Origin of the sequence: Flavobacterium sp. CAN_S2 (assembly GCF_015752255.1) — a bacterium.
Lineage (GTDB): Bacteria > Bacteroidota > Bacteroidia > Flavobacteriales > Flavobacteriaceae > Flavobacterium.
In genome coordinates, this window is the sequence record NZ_JADOVA010000003.1 from 250,827 (window position 1) to 269,042 (window position 18,216).

17 protein-coding genes are annotated in these 18,216 nt (G+C 33.4%); 5 read left to right on the top strand and 12 right to left on the bottom strand.

Annotation, left to right across the window (positions count from 1 at the left end; genetic code table 11):
- Positions 1 to 3 precede the first annotated feature (3 nt).
- From IWX80_RS10920 to IWX80_RS10960, 9 genes are all read right to left on the bottom strand, one after another.
- Complete coding sequence (locus IWX80_RS10920) at positions 4 to 852, bottom strand: glycosyltransferase family A protein (protein ID WP_196853468.1); 849 nt, start codon at positions 850 to 852, stop codon at positions 4 to 6.
- A 49-nt stretch (positions 853 to 901) separates the two neighbouring features.
- Entirely contained in the window at positions 902 to 2,074 is a 1,173-nt protein-coding gene (locus tag IWX80_RS10925; RefSeq protein ID WP_196853469.1) for a glycosyltransferase family 4 protein, read from the bottom strand.
- A 46-nt stretch (positions 2,075 to 2,120) separates the two neighbouring features.
- The gene (locus IWX80_RS10930) at positions 2,121 to 2,945 is read right to left on the bottom strand and encodes a glycosyltransferase family 2 protein (protein ID WP_196853470.1); all 825 of its coding nucleotides are present in this window, start codon (positions 2,943 to 2,945) and stop codon (positions 2,121 to 2,123) included.
- Positions 2,946 to 2,971: 26 nt separating this feature from the next.
- Entirely contained in the window at positions 2,972 to 4,000 is a 1,029-nt protein-coding gene (locus tag IWX80_RS10935) for a hypothetical protein (protein ID WP_196853471.1), read from the bottom strand.
- A 49-nt stretch (positions 4,001 to 4,049) separates the two neighbouring features.
- Positions 4,050 to 4,925, bottom strand: a complete 876-nt coding sequence (locus tag IWX80_RS10940; RefSeq protein WP_196853472.1) for a glycosyltransferase family 2 protein — start codon at positions 4,923 to 4,925, stop codon at positions 4,050 to 4,052.
- Positions 4,922 to 5,947: a glycosyltransferase family 2 protein gene (locus tag IWX80_RS10945; RefSeq protein WP_196853473.1), complete on the bottom strand. Its 1,026-nt coding sequence runs from the start codon at positions 5,945 to 5,947 to the stop codon at positions 4,922 to 4,924. The genes IWX80_RS10940 and IWX80_RS10945 overlap by 4 nt, the downstream gene beginning before the upstream one ends.
- On the bottom strand, positions 5,940 to 6,719 hold the full coding sequence (locus IWX80_RS10950; RefSeq protein WP_196853474.1) for a class I SAM-dependent methyltransferase: 780 nt from the start codon (positions 6,717 to 6,719) through the stop codon (positions 5,940 to 5,942). Before IWX80_RS10950 ends, IWX80_RS10945 begins: the two co-directional genes overlap by 8 nt.
- Before the next feature lies 1 nt (position 6,720).
- Positions 6,721 to 8,010, bottom strand: coding sequence for an ABC transporter ATP-binding protein (locus IWX80_RS10955; protein ID WP_196853475.1), 1,290 nt, complete (start codon positions 8,008 to 8,010; stop codon positions 6,721 to 6,723).
- A 172-nt stretch (positions 8,011 to 8,182) separates the two neighbouring features.
- Positions 8,183 to 9,052 carry an ABC transporter permease gene (locus IWX80_RS10960; protein ID WP_196853476.1) on the bottom strand — a complete coding sequence of 290 codons (870 nt, stop codon included), beginning with the start codon at positions 9,050 to 9,052 and terminating at the stop codon, positions 8,183 to 8,185.
- Positions 9,053 to 10,873: 1,821 nt separating this feature from the next.
- Between IWX80_RS10960 and IWX80_RS10965 the strand changes: the two genes are divergently transcribed.
- Both IWX80_RS10965 and IWX80_RS10970 read left to right on the top strand, forming a co-directional pair.
- A complete protein-coding gene (locus IWX80_RS10965) occupies positions 10,874 to 11,074 on the top strand; it encodes a DNA-binding protein (RefSeq protein ID WP_196853477.1) in 201 nt (66 codons plus the stop codon).
- Positions 11,071 to 11,379 carry a hypothetical protein gene (locus IWX80_RS10970; protein ID WP_334682315.1) on the top strand — a complete coding sequence of 103 codons (309 nt, stop codon included), beginning with the start codon at positions 11,071 to 11,073 and terminating at the stop codon, positions 11,377 to 11,379. The genes IWX80_RS10965 and IWX80_RS10970 overlap by 4 nt, the downstream gene beginning before the upstream one ends.
- A gap of 1,356 nt (positions 11,380 to 12,735) precedes the next feature.
- Here the strand turns inward: IWX80_RS10970 and IWX80_RS10975 are convergent.
- From IWX80_RS10975 to IWX80_RS10985, 3 genes are read right to left on the bottom strand one after another with little or no spacing between them, the layout of a single operon-like run.
- Positions 12,736 to 12,927 (bottom strand): hypothetical protein, encoded by a 192-nt coding sequence (locus tag IWX80_RS10975; protein ID WP_244199289.1) that lies wholly within the window; start codon positions 12,925 to 12,927, stop codon positions 12,736 to 12,738.
- A gap of 60 nt (positions 12,928 to 12,987) precedes the next feature.
- A complete protein-coding gene (locus tag IWX80_RS10980) occupies positions 12,988 to 13,431 on the bottom strand; it encodes a DUF5675 family protein (protein WP_334682316.1) in 444 nt (147 codons plus the stop codon).
- The gene (locus IWX80_RS10985; RefSeq protein WP_196853478.1) at positions 13,385 to 14,140 is read right to left on the bottom strand and encodes a hypothetical protein; all 756 of its coding nucleotides are present in this window, start codon (positions 14,138 to 14,140) and stop codon (positions 13,385 to 13,387) included. Before IWX80_RS10985 ends, IWX80_RS10980 begins: the two co-directional genes overlap by 47 nt.
- A gap of 586 nt (positions 14,141 to 14,726) precedes the next feature.
- On the opposite strand from IWX80_RS10985, the gene IWX80_RS10990 reads away from it, so the two are divergent.
- The 3 genes from IWX80_RS10990 (at position 14,727) to IWX80_RS11000 (ending at position 18,119) form a co-directional block, all read left to right on the top strand.
- Positions 14,727 to 15,488, top strand: coding sequence for a hypothetical protein (locus IWX80_RS10990; protein ID WP_196853479.1), 762 nt, complete (start codon positions 14,727 to 14,729; stop codon positions 15,486 to 15,488).
- Between the two features lie 1,454 nt (positions 15,489 to 16,942).
- Positions 16,943 to 17,119, top strand: a complete 177-nt coding sequence (locus IWX80_RS10995; protein ID WP_196853480.1) for a histone H1 — start codon at positions 16,943 to 16,945, stop codon at positions 17,117 to 17,119.
- A gap of 259 nt (positions 17,120 to 17,378) precedes the next feature.
- Positions 17,379 to 18,119, top strand: coding sequence for a tyrosine-protein phosphatase (locus IWX80_RS11000; RefSeq protein WP_196853481.1), 741 nt, complete (start codon positions 17,379 to 17,381; stop codon positions 18,117 to 18,119).
- The last annotated feature ends 97 nt before the right edge of the window (positions 18,120 to 18,216 follow it).

Sequence of the window (18,216 nt, forward strand, 5' to 3'; positions counted from 1 at the left end):
TAATTATTTCAAAAATAATTTAAACCATCTGAAAGGTTGCAAAATTCGTTTACCAATTAAAAACTCCAATCGTTGTGTGTTTTTTATCTTTTCAATTTCTTCTCTTTCCGTTTTTAATAATAAATTTTTAACGAATGTATCAAAATGATTTTTATATAATTCTTGGTGTTTAGTGTAAATATAGTATAAAAGCTCATACTTAATGGTATTGGCTCTTTTGGTTGTAGAATCATTTCTTTTTCTATAATTAAACAATACCTCTTGTAAAACAAAAACACAACCTCCATCCTTAACTACCCTGATATAAAACTCCCAATCTTCAAATCCTTTTCGCATTATTTCATCGTATCCATTAACCTTTTCCCAATCTGATTTTTTAAAAATAGTACTACCAAAAGCTTCGTTAAAATACATGAAATCAGAAATCGTACCTCCTCTAGGTATAGATAAAGTAGAAAATCCATTATCAAAAAGTAAGTTTGCCTGACAAGTCACTATTTTTATATCTGTTTTTTTTAAAAAAAAAGGAAGTGCCTTTTCACAAAAGGTAGGTTCGAAAAAATCATCACTGTCTAATACTAAAATATATTCTCCTTTCGCAGCTCTTATTCCTACATTTCTAGCAACACTTTGTCCTTGATTATCTTGAGTTATTAATGTTGAAATAGTGGGCTCTATTCTTTTCAAAACAGTTTTTGTAGCACTATCAGATCCATCATCAACCAAAATAACTTCAATATTTTCATAGGTTTGATTTAAAGCAGATTGTACCGATTGTTCTATGAATTTCAAATCATTATAACAAGGTATTACAATAGATATCAAGGGACTATTTTTAAGTATTGTATTCATTTAAAAATAACTTTTTTAACAAAGATAGAAGAATATAGAAGTGACCTAATCAAATCTTTAGCGCTTCATTGATTATATGATTCATTTTTATTAAATAAGAATCCATATCATAGGATTTAATCTTATTCAAATTAAGTATTCCTTCCGATACCCTTAACTCTTCTGATATAATTAATTTCTCTAAAGCGTCATACAATAACGTCTCATTATTTTCTATTAAAAATGAAGAATCTTTAAGTAACTCAATACAACCCGGATGATTTGTAGTTACGACCGGCAAACCATATAACATATATTCCATAACAGCATTAGGCATGCCTTCTATTCGAGACATTAAAACACCTATATCTAAAAGTCCCAAAATATCTTGAACCTTAAAACCGGAAAGCAAGGATATTCTGTTTGATGTCTTATTTTCTAAAATATGTTTTGATAACTGGCTGTACTTTTCCTGCGCGTAAATTTGATTTTCTATATTACCTAAAAAAACTAAATATATAGTATCATATTTTATAGCTAACTTATTGAATACATCAAGTACTAAATCATGGTATTTCTCTTCTCTATAGTGAGCGATCATACCAATCACAAGAGATTCTTTAGGAATACTATATTTCATTCTAAGCAAATCTTTATCAGCTTCTATATACTCTAAACTAATATATTGTGGCAAAACAAATAATTTTTCAGGATTTACTGTATATATATTCTTAAACATATCCAAACAATTACTGGCATTACCAATAACACAAGGAATGTTATTTACCGCAATACTTTCAAAAATATCAAGACTGTTACTATCCAAACCCAATTGATGCCAAAAAGTAAATTGAACCGAAGGCAACATTTTATATAAATAATAAGAAACCTTAGAAGGAAAATTCAAAAAAGGGATGATGATGTCGGGCTGATAGGGTTTAATGCCTTTTCGCAATCGGAGAAGGTATTTTACAGACCAAACCAATCGTTGAAGATTTTTATAACTAAACTCTCTTTTTAATAATAAATACCCATCTTCAAAATGCAAAATATTTTGAACCTGACATTCTTTGGCAAATTGCTCAAATTCAGATGTTGTTTCTGGCGAATAGGTCAATAAAACATTAACGGTACAATTGTATTTAGTTGTCAAAATTTTCGAAATCCCTAATCCTTGACGTTCTGCTCCACCTAAATTGCCTTGATGTATTACCAATAAAATTTTCTTATTATATAAATCCATCCTACGTAATAGTGTAAATAGTTCTTAACTCCATAACAAAATAGTGTTACAAATCGTTTAATTTTTTTCTTGAAAACAAAAAAAGCCCCGTTCTAAGAAAAAAGGATGCTGCCTTCTTCCCTAATATAGACTTTTCAAGTTCTGACAATATTTTAAATCGATTCGTTTGAGCCAATTTTCGATGCAAAGCCAATTCATCAAAATCTAAAAGATAACCGCTAAAGTAGTCTTTCATCACATGCCTTCTTTCTTGCAAATGATTTCCTACTGAACTTATCCCGTCTGCATAAAAAGTAGATAATGTTTCATTTATTTTCTTATAACTACAATTGTATTTGAACAATGCCAAAATAAAAAATTTCCAATCAGAAATAATCGCAAACGATTCATCATAAAGTCCAACTGTGACAAACAATTCTTTTTTTATAAAAGTGGTTGGATGGGGTAAAAAATCAAAATACAAATCAGAAAAACGCACTGCATCCGGCGCTGAAAAAATAGAAGATTTTTCTCTTCCCAGTACCTCCATATCAAAGCAAACTAAATCATAAGAAGTTAAATGAAAAATACTTTGTGCTAATACCTCCTTATCATACAAATGATCCCCACTGTTCAAAAACAACAAATACTCCCCACTCGCCTTGGCAATACCCTTATTCATGGCATTGTAAATTCCTTTGTCGGGTTCACTAACCCAATAATCAATAGTTTCACTTTGACTCTCTATAAAAGTTGCACTGCCATCGGTAGAACCGCCATCAATAACGAGATACTCAAACTCTTGCCACGTTTGATGAACCACACTATCCATAGTACGTTTCAACCCCTCGAGATTGTTATAGTTAATGGTGATAATAGAGACCTTAGACATAGTATTAATAATTAAAAGCGTGAGATTTATTTAACATTTCTAATTATACTCCAAAATTCACTTATCCCTCTACTCAATAACGGAGGTAAAGCATTATATAATATACTCCTAAGTAAATTAGATTTTTTCTTAATTTTCACTTCTTTATTCTCAATATAACAACATTTGATTTTTGAAAAAAATTCAACTTTATTTACTAATAATTTTGAATGATAATCCCTATATATTTCCTTAATTTCGTTCGACAAAACCACAGAATTATATCTGTTATATGATTTTGAAAACAACTCTGGTATTTTATAATTATAAGAACTAAAGTGGTAAAATACCAATTTAGAAGTATCACTCATAAGGTATTCTCCATCTCGCTTATTCACTAAATTTCTTTCATGCAAATTCCATGGCGCAGCATTAAAACCATATTCAGATAATATTTTAACCTTCTTAAAAAATATTGGCACTAAATTAATCCATAACTGATCTACAAACAAACCCTCAGATACTCTATTATAACCAATTTTCAATGTTTTTTCCTCCCACCAATCCAAGAAACTTAATACATTCTGACTAGTAGGATTTACCGCTAAGAAACCTAAATTGTAAATCCCAAAATTTAAAAATAAATTTTCAGACGGAGACAAATCATCAACACCTATTGGATTCAAGATATGTGGTGTTATTAAAATATCATCACGCTTCAAATATTCTTCTAACAGACTTAATTTACTAAAAACTTGAATATCTGGATCAAAATACATTATAGTTTTTAAGTCATTATATTTACTTATTAAATACTTAAAAAAGGAAGGTTTAATAGAGGTATTCAATTCTATAATATCATATTTTTTTATTATTTCGTCAAAACAATAAATACCAATAGCTGATACAGGAATAATTTGAATGCTTCCAAAAAAAGAATAGTCAATTTCATCTGAGAACTCATCACACAAACCAATTATAAATTTCCAACCAGGATGATGTTCCAAAAAAGAATCCCCTAATATCTTTGCCTGAGCTAGATAATTATTAGAACAAATCGTAAAGACTAATTTCATTTTATCAAATAATTTTTCATTGTGTTAACACATAATTAATTTCGAGGTATTATTGTTTTATAAAGAACCTTTTCAATGAATAAACACATTTAATTTTGTCTAAAACTTTATAACTCCTCGATTTTTTATAATTCGAAATTGATATTTTAAGTTGAATTGTTTCAGAAAATTTATGTTGCAGTACATTAATCAAATAGTCTATATAATCTTTTTTATGAACAAAATTTCTTAAATAAACTATTGCTTTGATATAATTTTCCTCCATGAACTTATCATCCTTTCGCATACTATCTTTGTGTGTTCTGTAATAAGCTAATGACTTATTATGAAATGAAACTTTAGGCTCCTTCAAAAACAACTGTAACCACATAATCCAATCTTCCTTTGCTTTTAATTCCTCTGGAAATCTAAAATCATTGAATAGACTCGATTTAAATAAACCACAATGAATTGGTATCGTAAAAAGGGAATCCCACTTGAATAAAACATTTTTAAAAGTAAACAGTTCTTTTTTTAGTTCACAATATGGTGCTGATGATAAATTAGGATTAACAGTAAACATTCTAAAATTAGAAATGACAACATTTGCACTCACATCAAGGTATAATTCGTTAATTGACAATTCTAATTTTCTTCTATCTAAAATATCATCAGAATCCAGAAACTGTAAATAATCTCCTTTTGCAATGTCTAATCCTGAGTTTCTCGCACTACTCAAACCTCCATTATCTTTTTTTAAATAAACAAAACGTAAATCACTATTTACCCATTTTTTTGCTATTTCCTCTGTATGGTCTGGACTACCATCATTCACAATAATACATTCCCAATTCGTGTAGGTCTGATCTAAAACCGATTGCAAAGCCCCATCTAAATATTGAGATTGGTTATAACAGGGAACAATTATAGAGACAAGTCCATTCATTTCACTTTATGATTTATAATTGACTTTACAAATAATTTTATAATTTCTCTAGCTTTTAGCCTACTATCTAATTTACTATAAATTGAAAAATATTGCTTTAAAATTAAAACAGAATGAGAATTTCTATTCTTAAAATAATGACGGTTAAAATTTGATTCCATTTGAATCCAATAATTTTTAAATCCTTCAATATTGAAAAACTCATTTTTATTGGCATTGAGTAATTTGATTTTTAAATCTATCAAAATGGCAAACTCATCAAATGTTAATTCTTCTTCATCGTCAATATATTTTAAATAAATGTTTTTTTGTGTTTGCGAAATACTTTTTTCTAATGAACATAATAGTTTTAAGCGAACATTTTTAGCAACTCGAACTTGTTGTTTATTTCTAATCGAAGAAACCTGTGAATCATGAACTCTATAACGTAATAAGCATTCTTGCAGATTATGCAGTTTTCCTATTAATAACAATCTAACCCATAAATCATAATCTTCAGCTGGTTCCATCTGTTGATCATAAATTATATTATTGGCAACTATTACATTATTTCTCAACATAACACTAGGATGTACAATACAATTCCCTGTTAAGAAGTTGATTTTTATTTCTTGATGAGTCTCTGGCAGTAAAAAAATCTCATTATCTCCAATTATAGAATAGGATGTAGCACACATTATTATTTCAGGATTTCCGTCTAAGAAAGCAACTTGCTTTTCAAATCGTTTTGGTAAACTTATATCATCTCCATCCATCCGAGCAATATAGATTCCTTTTGCAAGCACTAAACCCATATTTAAACTTATTGTAAGACCTGAATTTACTGGTTTTTCTATTAATTGAATTCTAGGATCATTATATGTTTTTATAATAGAAACAGTTTTATCTGTAGAAGCATCATCAATAATTAAAAATTCGAAATCTGTAAAGGTTTGATTTAATATGCTGTCAACTGCTTCCTTAATGTATAATTCACAATTATAAACAGGCATTAATACAGAAATTGTAGGCAATTTAAGCATTAGTCCATCTATTTAACCTTTTATTCAATTTAAATCGAATTGCGTTAATAAGCAATCCAAAATAAAACTTGATTGCTTGTTTTGAATTTAAAATCCTATCATAATTATCTCTATTGATATTTAACCCATACTCTTTTATACTTAAAAGTTCTGGATGTACTAAATGAGCATTAAAAAAACTATCCAAATATTTTAACTTATTACCTAAATTAGGATTTTTAGTAAATAATAAAATATTTTGCCTATACCAACAGTCGACTTTTTCATTATTCCAAAAAACGGGTCTTAAAACATCATAGCAATGAAACCCTTCCTTTTCAAATTTTGAAATCCAATAAATTGGCTCTTTTTCATTTAAATGGTTTTGTCCCCCTTGATTAGGAATTGCAGCCGAAAAAACAACTGTATCACTTAAGCTAGTCAAAGTTTTAATAAAAGTGTCGGCACTCTCCTCTTTTAAATGTTCAGCCACTTCTAAAGAAATAGCTAAATCAAAATTTCTCTTAGAATTATAAAATGATTCTAAATCATGTTCAACAAATAAATCGTTACTAATTCTTAATCGCTTTTTATCTAAATAATCTCCATCTATTCCTATCAAATCAAAAATATCATTTTCCTCAAATACTTTTAACCACGTTCCAATTCCACACCCTACATCTACAACAGATTTTGGATTCAGTAAATTGATTAAAAAAGGAACAATTTCAAGAGCAGCAATAAAATTATGAACACTCTCGTCATGGAAATACTTAATTTCTTTATTATTCATATTATTGAAATTTAATTTCTGAATCATAAAAATAATTCAATTTTTCTTGAATTGGTTTACGTGTATCTAAACTTGGCAGCACATTAAAATAAAATGCTTCTTTAATAGTATCAATATTATTCTCTTGATCCCCAAAATAAATATCCACTTTATATTTTTTTGATTTTATTAATCTAAAAACAGGAAAAGTTAATATAATTACCCCTTCTATATCCTTTTGCTTTAAACTATCTCCTGTATTCCTGTTATTTATACCTAAAATTGGTAAACCGTTATCATCATTTATAACAATACCTAAAACAGGCTCTTGATACTTTACTTTACTAGAATATGCAAAATGAAATTCAACCTTTTTTCCAGTCAACAGAGAGTTAGTTCTCTTTCCATCACAAAAAATTTCAACATTTAAAATACCTCCCTCTTTATATTTCTTATTGGCATTAGTACTAAAATCGAAAAAACCCGGAGAAAGTAATTGTAGCTCATCAAATTCTTGGTTCGAATTTAAATACAAATCTACAACCTCATCAATCCCCCCTTCAAAAACAACTTTCCCATACTCCATCACAATCCCTCTCGTACACAAACTCTTAACCGCCGCCATATTATGACTTACAAACAAAACCGTTCTACCACCCTCACGTGAAATATCCTGCATCTTCCCAATCGCTTTCTTCTGAAATTCCGCATCGCCCACTGCCAAAACCTCATCAACGATCAAAATTTCAGGCTCCAGAAATGCGGCTACGGCAAAAGCCAAACGCACATACATCCCGCTACTGTAGCGTTTTACGGGGGTATCAATATAGCGTTCGCATCCGGAAAATTCAATTATCTCGTCTATTTTTGAGGCAATTTCTTTTTTGGTCATTCCAAGTATAGCACCATTCAGGTAAATATTTTCTCTACCGGTCATTTCTCCATTAAAACCAGTACCTACCTCGAGTAAAGAAGCCACACGTCCTCCAAATTTTATACTTCCCGTCGTGGGAGCAGTCACTCGGGATAATATCTTGAGCAAGGTAGATTTTCCCGCACCGTTTTTTCCTATAATCCCCAAAATCTCACCGCGTTCCACCTCAAAATTAATATCCTGCAGTGCCCAGACATAATCACTCGTGCCTTTGGTACTGCGGTCATTGGTATCACCAATTTTTAAATAAGGATCTTCTTTCCCGCGCACCTGATGCCACCATCGGTTCAAATCGTGCGCCATAGTTCCAGTACCCACTTGACCCAGTCGGTATTGCTTAGATATATTTTCGGCTTTTAATATAATATCTTTTTTCAAAGTTGAAATAGTTTAATCGTGTAATTGTTTGTTTGGTTAATCGTGTAATCAATAATAAATCTTAATCTGAAACCTGAATCTGATAACTAAAAATTGAACACTAATCACTTTTTTTAGAACTGATCACTGAATACTGATCACTGAACACTTTTTTAGAACTGAACACTGACCACTATACTGTATCTATAAAACTCTTCTCCGTCCTGTTAAATATCAAAGCACCCACTAAAAACACAATTACAGTTACTAAGAAAGTATATCCCAATCCGTACATAGAGATTTGCCCAACATCCAGCAACATGTATCGCGTCGTTTCAATCACATAGGCTAGAGGATTGTATTCGACTAACCAACCGTAAGTGGGTAATTTTTCTTTGATCAAAGCCATCGGGTACATCACTGCCGATAAATACATCAACAATTGTACACCAAAACCAATCAAGTTACTAAAATCTCTGTATTTAGTTACTAAGGAAGAAATAAACATCCCCAATCCCAATCCTAAAATACCCATCATAACAATCAGCAACGGAAAGAATAAAGTTGTTATATTCATGCCTATTGCCGCACCTTGAAAATAGTAATATCCGTAAAAACAAATAAATATAAAAAACTGGATTCCAAACTTCACTAAGTTGGAAACAACAATTGAAAGCGGCACAATTATACGAGGAAAATACACTTTTCCAAATATCCCTGCATTAGCTCCAAACGTATTCGAAGTTCCGGTTAGACATGCCGTAAAATAATTCCATACCGTTATTCCGGCCAAATTAAATAAAAATGGAGGTACGGTACCAGTATCTATTCCGGCAACATTATTAAAAATAATAGTAAAGGTAATCGAAGTGAAAAGCGGCTGAATCAAATACCAAAGCGGCCCTAAAACAGTTTGCTTATACACCGTTACCACGTCCCTTTTCACAAAAAGCAGCAGCAAATCACGGTATTGCCAAACTTCCTTTAGATTAAGCGAGAAGAATTTATTTTTAGGCGTTATTTCAAACAGCCACGTGGTATTGGTTTGTTCAGGTTGGTTCATTGGGTTATGCTAATATCCTTTAGTTCATTATAACTTTCCGCGTCTGCCAATTCGATGGCGTCATTTCGAGCGCGTCATTTCGAGCGCAGTCGAGAAACGAGAAACGAAGTACCGTTTCTCCTTCTACTGAAAAGTATCATTTCGAGGCAAATATAAATAATTTGGACTAAGTATTACATTAAAACACAATGAGTATACTAATTCTTTTTGGAATAATCTTTTACTCATTTTATCCAAATGAACAGAAGTGTGATTTTCGGTCCAATGTAGGGCTGGGTAAAACGAAAATTCACCCTCTTCTCATCGCCCTTCTATTTTTACACTAAAAAATCACGGTAAGGATTTCAGCGCTGGCCGCAGGGAGTGACCCCCGAGTTCAGTGCGCAGCACGAACGGCTGGGGTCGCGATAGGAAAATACGTCCGATGATTTTTGGGGTAAAAATAGTCAGGCTTGATCTTTTGTTTCTTTTGTATCAAGACAAATCGAAGATTCAGTGAACACCAGTTAAATTAAAATTTTAGTGAACTAAAAGAAAAGATTGTTCTTGAGAAATAATAATAATAATAATAATATCAACTCTATAAACGCTCCTCACACCACTCTTCCCCCGCCCTTAAAGAAAAAGCATAGAAAAACAACGAAGAATTGGAGTGGCAGTGCTCCGCGAGTTGAGTCCATAGGACGAACGGCTCGGGGCACGGAACGGCAATTCAAGGTAGTTTTCAAGCTTTTTATTTTCAGGCTTGATCTTTTGTTTCTTTTGCATCAAGGCAAAAGAAAAAACTTTCTCTATGTAAAAATAACGTTCACAATAAACATATTGCTTTTAGATCGAGACAAAACGAAAATCAAACTACCCCCATTATGCCTCAAAACGCACTATTCAATTCCCGAATTGCACACTATACTTCTTGCTTTAAAGGCATCAAGGTAAAAGAAAAGATCATCTTCAAGACACCAAGCAGTACAGGGAACAAAAAACGTTGCTTTAATCCCTCTTCGGAACGCCCTTATATTTTTATACCACAAAATCACGGTAAGAATTCAACCCAGATTCTGTATTAGACTTCGTTACGAAGCTGGATTATTCAATAAAAACAAGTGCTCACGGACTATTTTTAAATGAAGAATACTTTTGTATTTTGATTTTAAAATGGGAGTAAGTGCTTGGTTTTGCAGAAGAATTCAGATGCAGTAGATTTCTAATTCGGAACCTGGGTTTATGCGCTGGCCGCAGGGAGTGACCCCCGAGTTCAGTGCGCAGCACGAACGGCTGGGGTCGCGATAGGAAAATACGTCCGATGATTTTTGGGGTAAAAATAGTCAGGCTTGATCTTTTGTTTCTTTTGTATCAAGACAAATCGAAGATTCAGTGAACACCAGTTAAAATAAAATTTTAGTGAACTAAAAGAAAAGATTGTTCTTGAGAAATAATAATAATAATAATATCAACTCTATAAACGCTCCTCACACCACTCTTCCCCCGCCCTTAAAGAAAAAGCATCGAAAAACAACGAAGAATTGGAGTGGCAGTGCTCCGCAAGTTGAGTCCATAGGACGAACGGCTCGGGGCACGGAACGGCAATTCAAGGTAGTTTTCAAGCTTTTTATTTTCAGGCTTGATCTTTTGTTTCTTTTGCATCAAGGTAAAAGAAAAAATTTAATAAAACCCAAATAGTTATTTTATTAAAAAAAGTCAATAACCACAACCACCTCAAAATAAAAACTCATTTTTTCTATCACAACTTGTGAACCACTTGTGATATAAAAACAACCAATACCAACAATTTTGCACCATAACAATATAAAGACAAAACTTATGGCAATCGAAATCCTCACTAAAGCAGACCTCCATGAATTCCATAAATCTCTTATAGAAGATATCAGAGAAATACTAAAAGACACAAACGAGCAATCCAAAAAATGGATAAAATCAACCAAAGTCAGGAAATTACTCAACATTTCTCCAAGAACACTTCAAAACCTCCGCATCAACGGAACACTAAAAACTTTCTCATGAACTACATAAAACACCTCACTGGTTTCTTCGACCGCATAGTGCTTGACCAAAACCTAAACCCTACGCATATCAGCTTGTACATTGCATTATTCCAGTTTTGGAATGTCAATCATTTTCAAAACCCGATAAGCATAACTAGGGACGAGATTATGCGAATTAGTAAAATTTGCTCCACGGCAACGTATCACAAATGCATGAGAGAACTAAATGAAAAGGGATATATCAAATACGAACCATCATTTAATCCCTTTAAAGGCAGTATGGTAATCCTTTTTAATTTTTCAGAAGAACAAAAACAACTGTAAAACGACTAAAAAAAGGATTTCCTTCAAATAAAAAAACATCTTAAAAAGAACTATTTAACTACTAATATAATGTCTCCTTTGTCTAGATGACAAATCTCCTGAGGAAAAATACGGAACACAACTGATATTAAAAATTAAGTAAACTAAAAAAAAAAATCGTTTTCAGAAATAATAATAATAATAATAATAATAATAATAATAATAATAATAATAACAACAACTCAATAAACGCTCCTCACACCACTCCTCCCTCGCCCTTAAATAAAATGCATAAAAAAACAACGAAAAAGTAAAGTGGCAGTAATCCGCGAGTTGAGCTTGAAAAGCGAACGGCTCGGACTGTGAAGCAGCACTTTGAGGTAGTTTTTAAGCTTTGTATTTTCAGGCTTGATCTTTTGTTTCTTTTACATCAAGGCAAATCGAAGATTCAGTGAACACCAGTTAAAATAAAATTTTAGTGAACTAAAAGAAAAGATAATCTTCAAGACACCAAGCAGTACGGGCAACAACAAACGTTCCTTTGATCCCTCTTCGGAACGCCCTTATATTTTTAGCAAAAAAAATCACGGTAAGAATTTATGCGCTGGCCGCAGGGAGGGACCCCCGAGTCGAGTGTGAAACACGAGCGGCTGGGGTCACGATAGGAAAATTTGTCCGATGATTTTTGGATAAAAATATTCAGGCTTGATCTTTTGTTTCTTTTGTATCAAGACAAAAGAAAAGATCATATTCAAGACACCAAGCAGTACAGGGAACAACAAACGTTTCTTTGATACCTCTTCGGACCGCCCTTAAATAAAAAGTATAAAAAACAACGAAAAAGTAAAGTGGTAGCAGTCCGCGAGTTGAGCCTGAAAGGCGAACGGCTCGGGCTGTGGAGCGGCACTTTGAGGTAGTTTTTAAGCTTTGTATTTTCAGGCATTGAAATCGAAGATTCATGAATACAAAAAAACAATAATAAACCATGAATAATTTTTTGTTACTTTTTTTATCAAGAAAAAAAGTAAAAATCGTTCAATAATAATAATAATAATAATAGCAATAATTACGAGCCTACACCAAAAAATTAACCAATCTGAACCAATGATGAACCATTCCTAATCAATAAAAAAACATTATGAAAAAGAAAAGCCCAAACTTTTCCGTTTGGGCTTTAACTTAACATCAATCTTGGTTAAATAACTAAAATCAAACTACTTCTTGTGCTTCTTAATTATAAATTTAAGCACCAAAGATATTCCAAAACTCACTATAGCCCCTATGGCAGCCAATAAAACAGTTTTTAAAACATCCTCCGAATCCAAATTCGGCACAACACTCAAAAACGTACCACCGGCAGTCCCCATCAACGTAGGATTACTGCTTAGCATCTGGAACATGTTTCGAGACCTCCTGACTAGTAGTGGTAAGCTGACTAATAGCTGACAAAACACCACCGGCCACAGCAAGATACCCTCCAACGGTACTGACAGCAATAGGTAGCACAATCGGAGAAGTCAAAATAGCGGCACCTATAGCACCCACTGTAAGTCCGATATTTCGTAGCACTTTAAAAAATTTAGGAGTTGGAGCTTTCACTCTTTTTATTATATTCATAAGATTAAATGTTTAAGATTGAACAATTAAAGAAACTACCGCAGATTGCTCCAAAGCAGTGTAAACCAATTTTTTTATCAGGCTAAATGCCTGTCGGGATTGAAAACCTAATCCGGCACCGGAATGTTTTGTAACTGGAGCAATACAGCCATTTAATTCATTCATGGCATTATTTGCAGGATGCAACAAAATAAAGCTTCTGTTTTTTACAGCAACCACTTCAATATGCCATTGAAATTTCCGACTGTATCGCTTTCGCAATAAATAATAGCCTTCCGGTATACAGGAAATTCCCTTTTGATTTTCCTTCCAAGGCAATTCAATGGTTTTACAAATGAATTGACCGCCACATACAAGATTCCCATTAGTTCCTTGAGAGAAATAACTTCTCGTAAGTACCAAAACCAATTTATAATCCACTAACCTGTACCAAGGATAATGGGTTATAAGAACCATTTTTCATTGGATACATTTGACCATTTACCTCCTGATAGAACTCTACTCCTAAAGCAAGAAATAAAGGCTTAACACTGTTAGGAGTAACCATATTAGTTTGACTAATAACGTCAGATGCGACTGCATCCCACGGAAGAATATCAGTTTCAGAAGTGGAGGATACAAAACTCTCTGCTTCAAAATCAATTTCTGCTCCTGCGGAAATAATTTTAAAATGAGTGGTTCCGGAGGCAGCAGCAATCATATTTACGGGAATAAACGAAGCCAAATCAACTTTAATAGCTCCGGTTATGCGATCAATTGTGGCAGTATAAGGAGCAAATAAACTAGTTCCCAGCTTACCCCTGATATTGAACTCAAAACCGGTTAACAGTTCTGCCTCACCATCAATGATATTGCGCAAACCTCTTACACTTGTAACATCTGCTTGAATGACTTTTACCATTGCTTGGGTAAGTCGGCTCACCATTCTGCTATCGGCTGAATTTAAAAGTAATCCTCGCAATGCTGTCCTTAGTACTTTTCCTGCCTTACCTGCTCTGCCAAATTCAGAACCATTTTCACGTGTTCTCTGAAAAGCAGGATCGTTCGCAATTCTGTTTGCGTCTATACCGCCTTTCTCACGAGCCAAGTGGCCGTCTTTAGTTTTGTAAAAAGTAATATCTCCGATAGTACCTTTCAATTTGATAATGCCTTTCTGTCTTGCCATAATCGATAAAATTTAAGTTTTTAAATATTTGAACTACACTTTCATCCTGAACATTTGTTGCAACTAAATTTGGAATGATTAGAGCAAAGATTCGATCAATTAAACCACTATTCAAAAAGCCATTGTCAAAAAAGGTACTAAAAAGCCTATTATTACCTTTTTTAGTCAACCCTTAAGTCATTAATTTTGATAACTTTACATAACAAAACCCAAGAATGGGATATAATAGGCGAGAGTCTATAGAAGTAGATAATATATTAAATATAAAAATGTGATTGCAAGTAACATCAGGGTATGTATTTATCCAAAAGATGTACAACGTATTACTGGTAAAACATACCGCCAAGCAAGATTGTATCTGCACAAGATCAAACTAAACTTGAATAAAGAGCCACATCAACTACTCTCCATAGAGGAGTTTTGCGACTATTCAGGGCTTCAGCTGGAACATGTTTTACGTTGTATCATCGGATAGGATCAAAGGCAACTTAAATAGCGAACACATTTTTATAGAGTCCAGAAACCTGTTCAATAAGCTGTTCAAATAATACATAGGATGTAAGAAAAAAACAAAATAGGAAAATATATGGCAAAAATAATAGCACCCTTTCTAATCAAAGGAACAATAGAAGACATCAATTTTGTGGTAACAGCCGAAGGAGAAAATTATGCTCGTATGAGAGGAAACACAGGGGTTACTGCAGAGCAGTTCAAAAACAACCCCATTTATGACAGGATACGCGAACAAGGCCAGGAATTCGGACAATGCGCTAAAAAATCAGCTATATTTCGGCAACGGGCATTCAATTTCAATCAACGGGCAAAAGATGGGAGCGTAGCAGGCAGAGCTAACAAGCTGCTATTCGAAATTCTTCAGGAAGACGCAACCCAACCACAAGGAAAAAGAACCCTTACAGAAGGATTAAAAACTAATGATGGCAAAGAAGCATTGCTGTTTTTCGAAAGTAATAAAATAAGACCTTTGAAAAAAGTGCTTAAAATAGGGTGGAATTACAAACCCGAAAATAGGACATTCATACTGAGTGATTTCATGCCCAGTCAACATTTAGATTGGCCAGAGGAAGCCTCTCATGTACAAATAGCAATAGCTACAGCCAACTGGGATTATGAAAAGGATATATTGAACACTTGCTACAGCACAGAAGTAACACTGGAAAAAATGGGTGAAAAACAAAACATAACACTACTCACAGCTAAGCCATTGGGCGACCAACTGCACCTGACATTCTTATTCATAGGATTTCTCAAACAAGAACGAAAAAAATTAAAATTCTTGCATAGAAAATACAACACTACAACATTAATTGCCCACCACACTCCTATATAGGATTAGTGAACACTCACTTCTACTATCATAATTCTTTTTGGAATAGTCTTTACTCATTTTACCCAAATCACTTATAGTATGATTTTCGGCTCCCTTTAGGGTCGAGGCAAAACGAAAATTTCAAACAGAACTCCAGATTTTCGGCTCCCTTTAGGGCTGGGGTAAAACGAAAATCAAATCAAATCTTGTTCTCTCCACTCCTCCCCACGCCCTTAAATTAAAAACGTCAAAAAACAACGAAGAATTGAAGTGACAGTGCTCCACTAGTTGAGAACGAAGGGCGAACGGCTAGGACAGAGGAACTGAACATTGAGGTAGTTTTTAAGCTTTGTATTTTCAGGCTTGAAATCGAAGATTCATGAATACAAAAAAACAATAGAAACCCATGAATAATTTTTATTTCTTTTGCATCAAGACAAAAGAAAAGATAATCCTTAAGACACCAAGCAGTACCGGCAAGAACAAACGTTCCTTTGATCCCTCTTCGGACCGCCCTTATATTTTTAGTCAAAAAAATCACGGTAAGAATTCAACCCAGATTCTGTATTAGACTTCGTTACGAAGCTGAATTATTCAATAAAAACAAGTGCTCACGGACTATTTTTTAAATAAAGAATACTTTTGTATTTTGATTGTAAAAATGGGAGTACGTGCTTTTTTTTGAAGAAGAATTCAGATGCAGTAGATTTCTAATACGGAACCTGGGTTTAGGCGCTGGCCGAAGGGAGTGACCCCCGAGTCGAGTGTGAAACACGAGCGGCTGGGGTTGCGATGGGAAAATTAGTCCGATGATTTTTGGATAAAAATATTCAGGCTTGATCTTTTGTTTCTTTTGTATCAAGGCAAATCGAAGATTCAGACACCCGAGCGAAGCGAACAGGCGAAGCAAACACAAGTTAAAATAAAATTTTAGTGAACTAAAAGAAAAGATCATTTTCAACACACCAAGGAGTACAATAAACAACAAACGTTGCTTTAATCCCTCTTCGGACCGCCCTTATATTTTTAGCCAAAAAAATCACGGTAAGAATTTATGCGCTGGCCGAAGGGAGTGACCCCCGAGTCGAGTGTGAAACACGAGCGGCTGGGGTCGCGATAGGAAAATTTGTCCGATGATTTTTGGATAAGAATTTTCAGGCTTGATCTTTTGTTTCTTTTGCATCAAGGCAAATCAAAGATTCAGTGAACACCACTTAAAATAAAATTTTAGTGAGATAAAAGAAAAAAATACCTTCAAAATGCGTAAAAGTACCGGCAACAGTAAAAATATTATCAAACCCTTTCATCAACTCACTTTAAAATGCGATTAAAAAAACCCCAAACAATCCCTCTTTTTAAATAAATTATACACAAAACCCCATTTTCTAACCTAACACATTAATTTTAACAACAAATTACCCCACTTTAATCAGCAAACTATTTATTTTTGTGACCTAATTTAATACAATACTATCATGAAAGATCTATTCGCAAAAATCAACGCCGAAATCGAAACATTCAAAACAGAAGCTGAATTACACATCGAGAAAGGAAACAAAGCTGCTGGAACAAGAGCAAGAAAGTCAACATTAGACTTGGAAAAACTTTTAAAAGAATTTAGAAAAGTTTCTGTAGAAGAATCAAAAAAATAAATCTACAATCAATTATAAGCCCTTTAGAAATTCTAAAGGGCTTTTTTTATACACGTAATTCTTTACGCTAATTGTAACTTTCAAATTTGGTGAGTAGAGAAAAATCGAATGTTAGAAAACAAGGTAATCCTTCGAAAAGAATCCGCTGGTCTCTAAAGTAGACTAAAAGTCAATTACACCAGACATTTCTTTTGAAACTAACTCTTAACAGCTAAAGTCAGCGGCTTGCTCTGTAAAAAAAAATCGATACATTTGCATCATGTTTTCACTATTCAAATCAAAACCAACGCTGAAGGAACTAATTCCGCAGCAGCATATAGACATTCATTCCCATTTGTTGCCAGGCATCGATGATGGCGCCAGAACATTTGAAGATACAATCCGACTCACAAAAGCACTTCAAGGCTTCGGGATTTCCGAACTTATCACTACACCGCATATCATCCAACATGTTTGGGACAATACTCACGAACAGATTCTGGCCAATAAAGAAACAACGGTAGCAGACCTGAAAAAAAACGCGATAGCAGTTCCTTTCAAAGCAGCCGCCGAGTATCTGATGGACGATCAATTTGTGCGTCTTTTTCAATCTGGCCAATTATTGACACTCAAAGACAATTACGTATTGGTCGAAATGTCATACATCAATGCACCAATTCAGTTGTACTCCATACTATTTGACTTGCAGGTTGCAGGATACATTCCTGTATTAGCGCACCCGGAACGCTACCTTTTCTATCACAAAAACTTTAATGAATACGTAAAACTAAAAAGAGCGGGCTGTATATTCCAACTCAATCTACTGTCTATTGTGGGTTATTATGGCGACGGAATTACCAAAATAGCGGAACAATTACTGCAAAAAGGTATGTACACTTATGTGGGTTCTGATGTACATCATGACAAACACATTGCTGCATTCGATCAAAAAGTAACTATTAAAGACGTTACTCCGCTGAAAGAGGCGATTGCCAACAATCAGTTTTTTAAATTTGGATAGAAATTTATTCTGGAACAATTCGTCTTCACAAGTATCACTTCAAGTTCCAATTTAAAAATTAAACACAAAATTTCAACAAAACGGATTACTATTCATT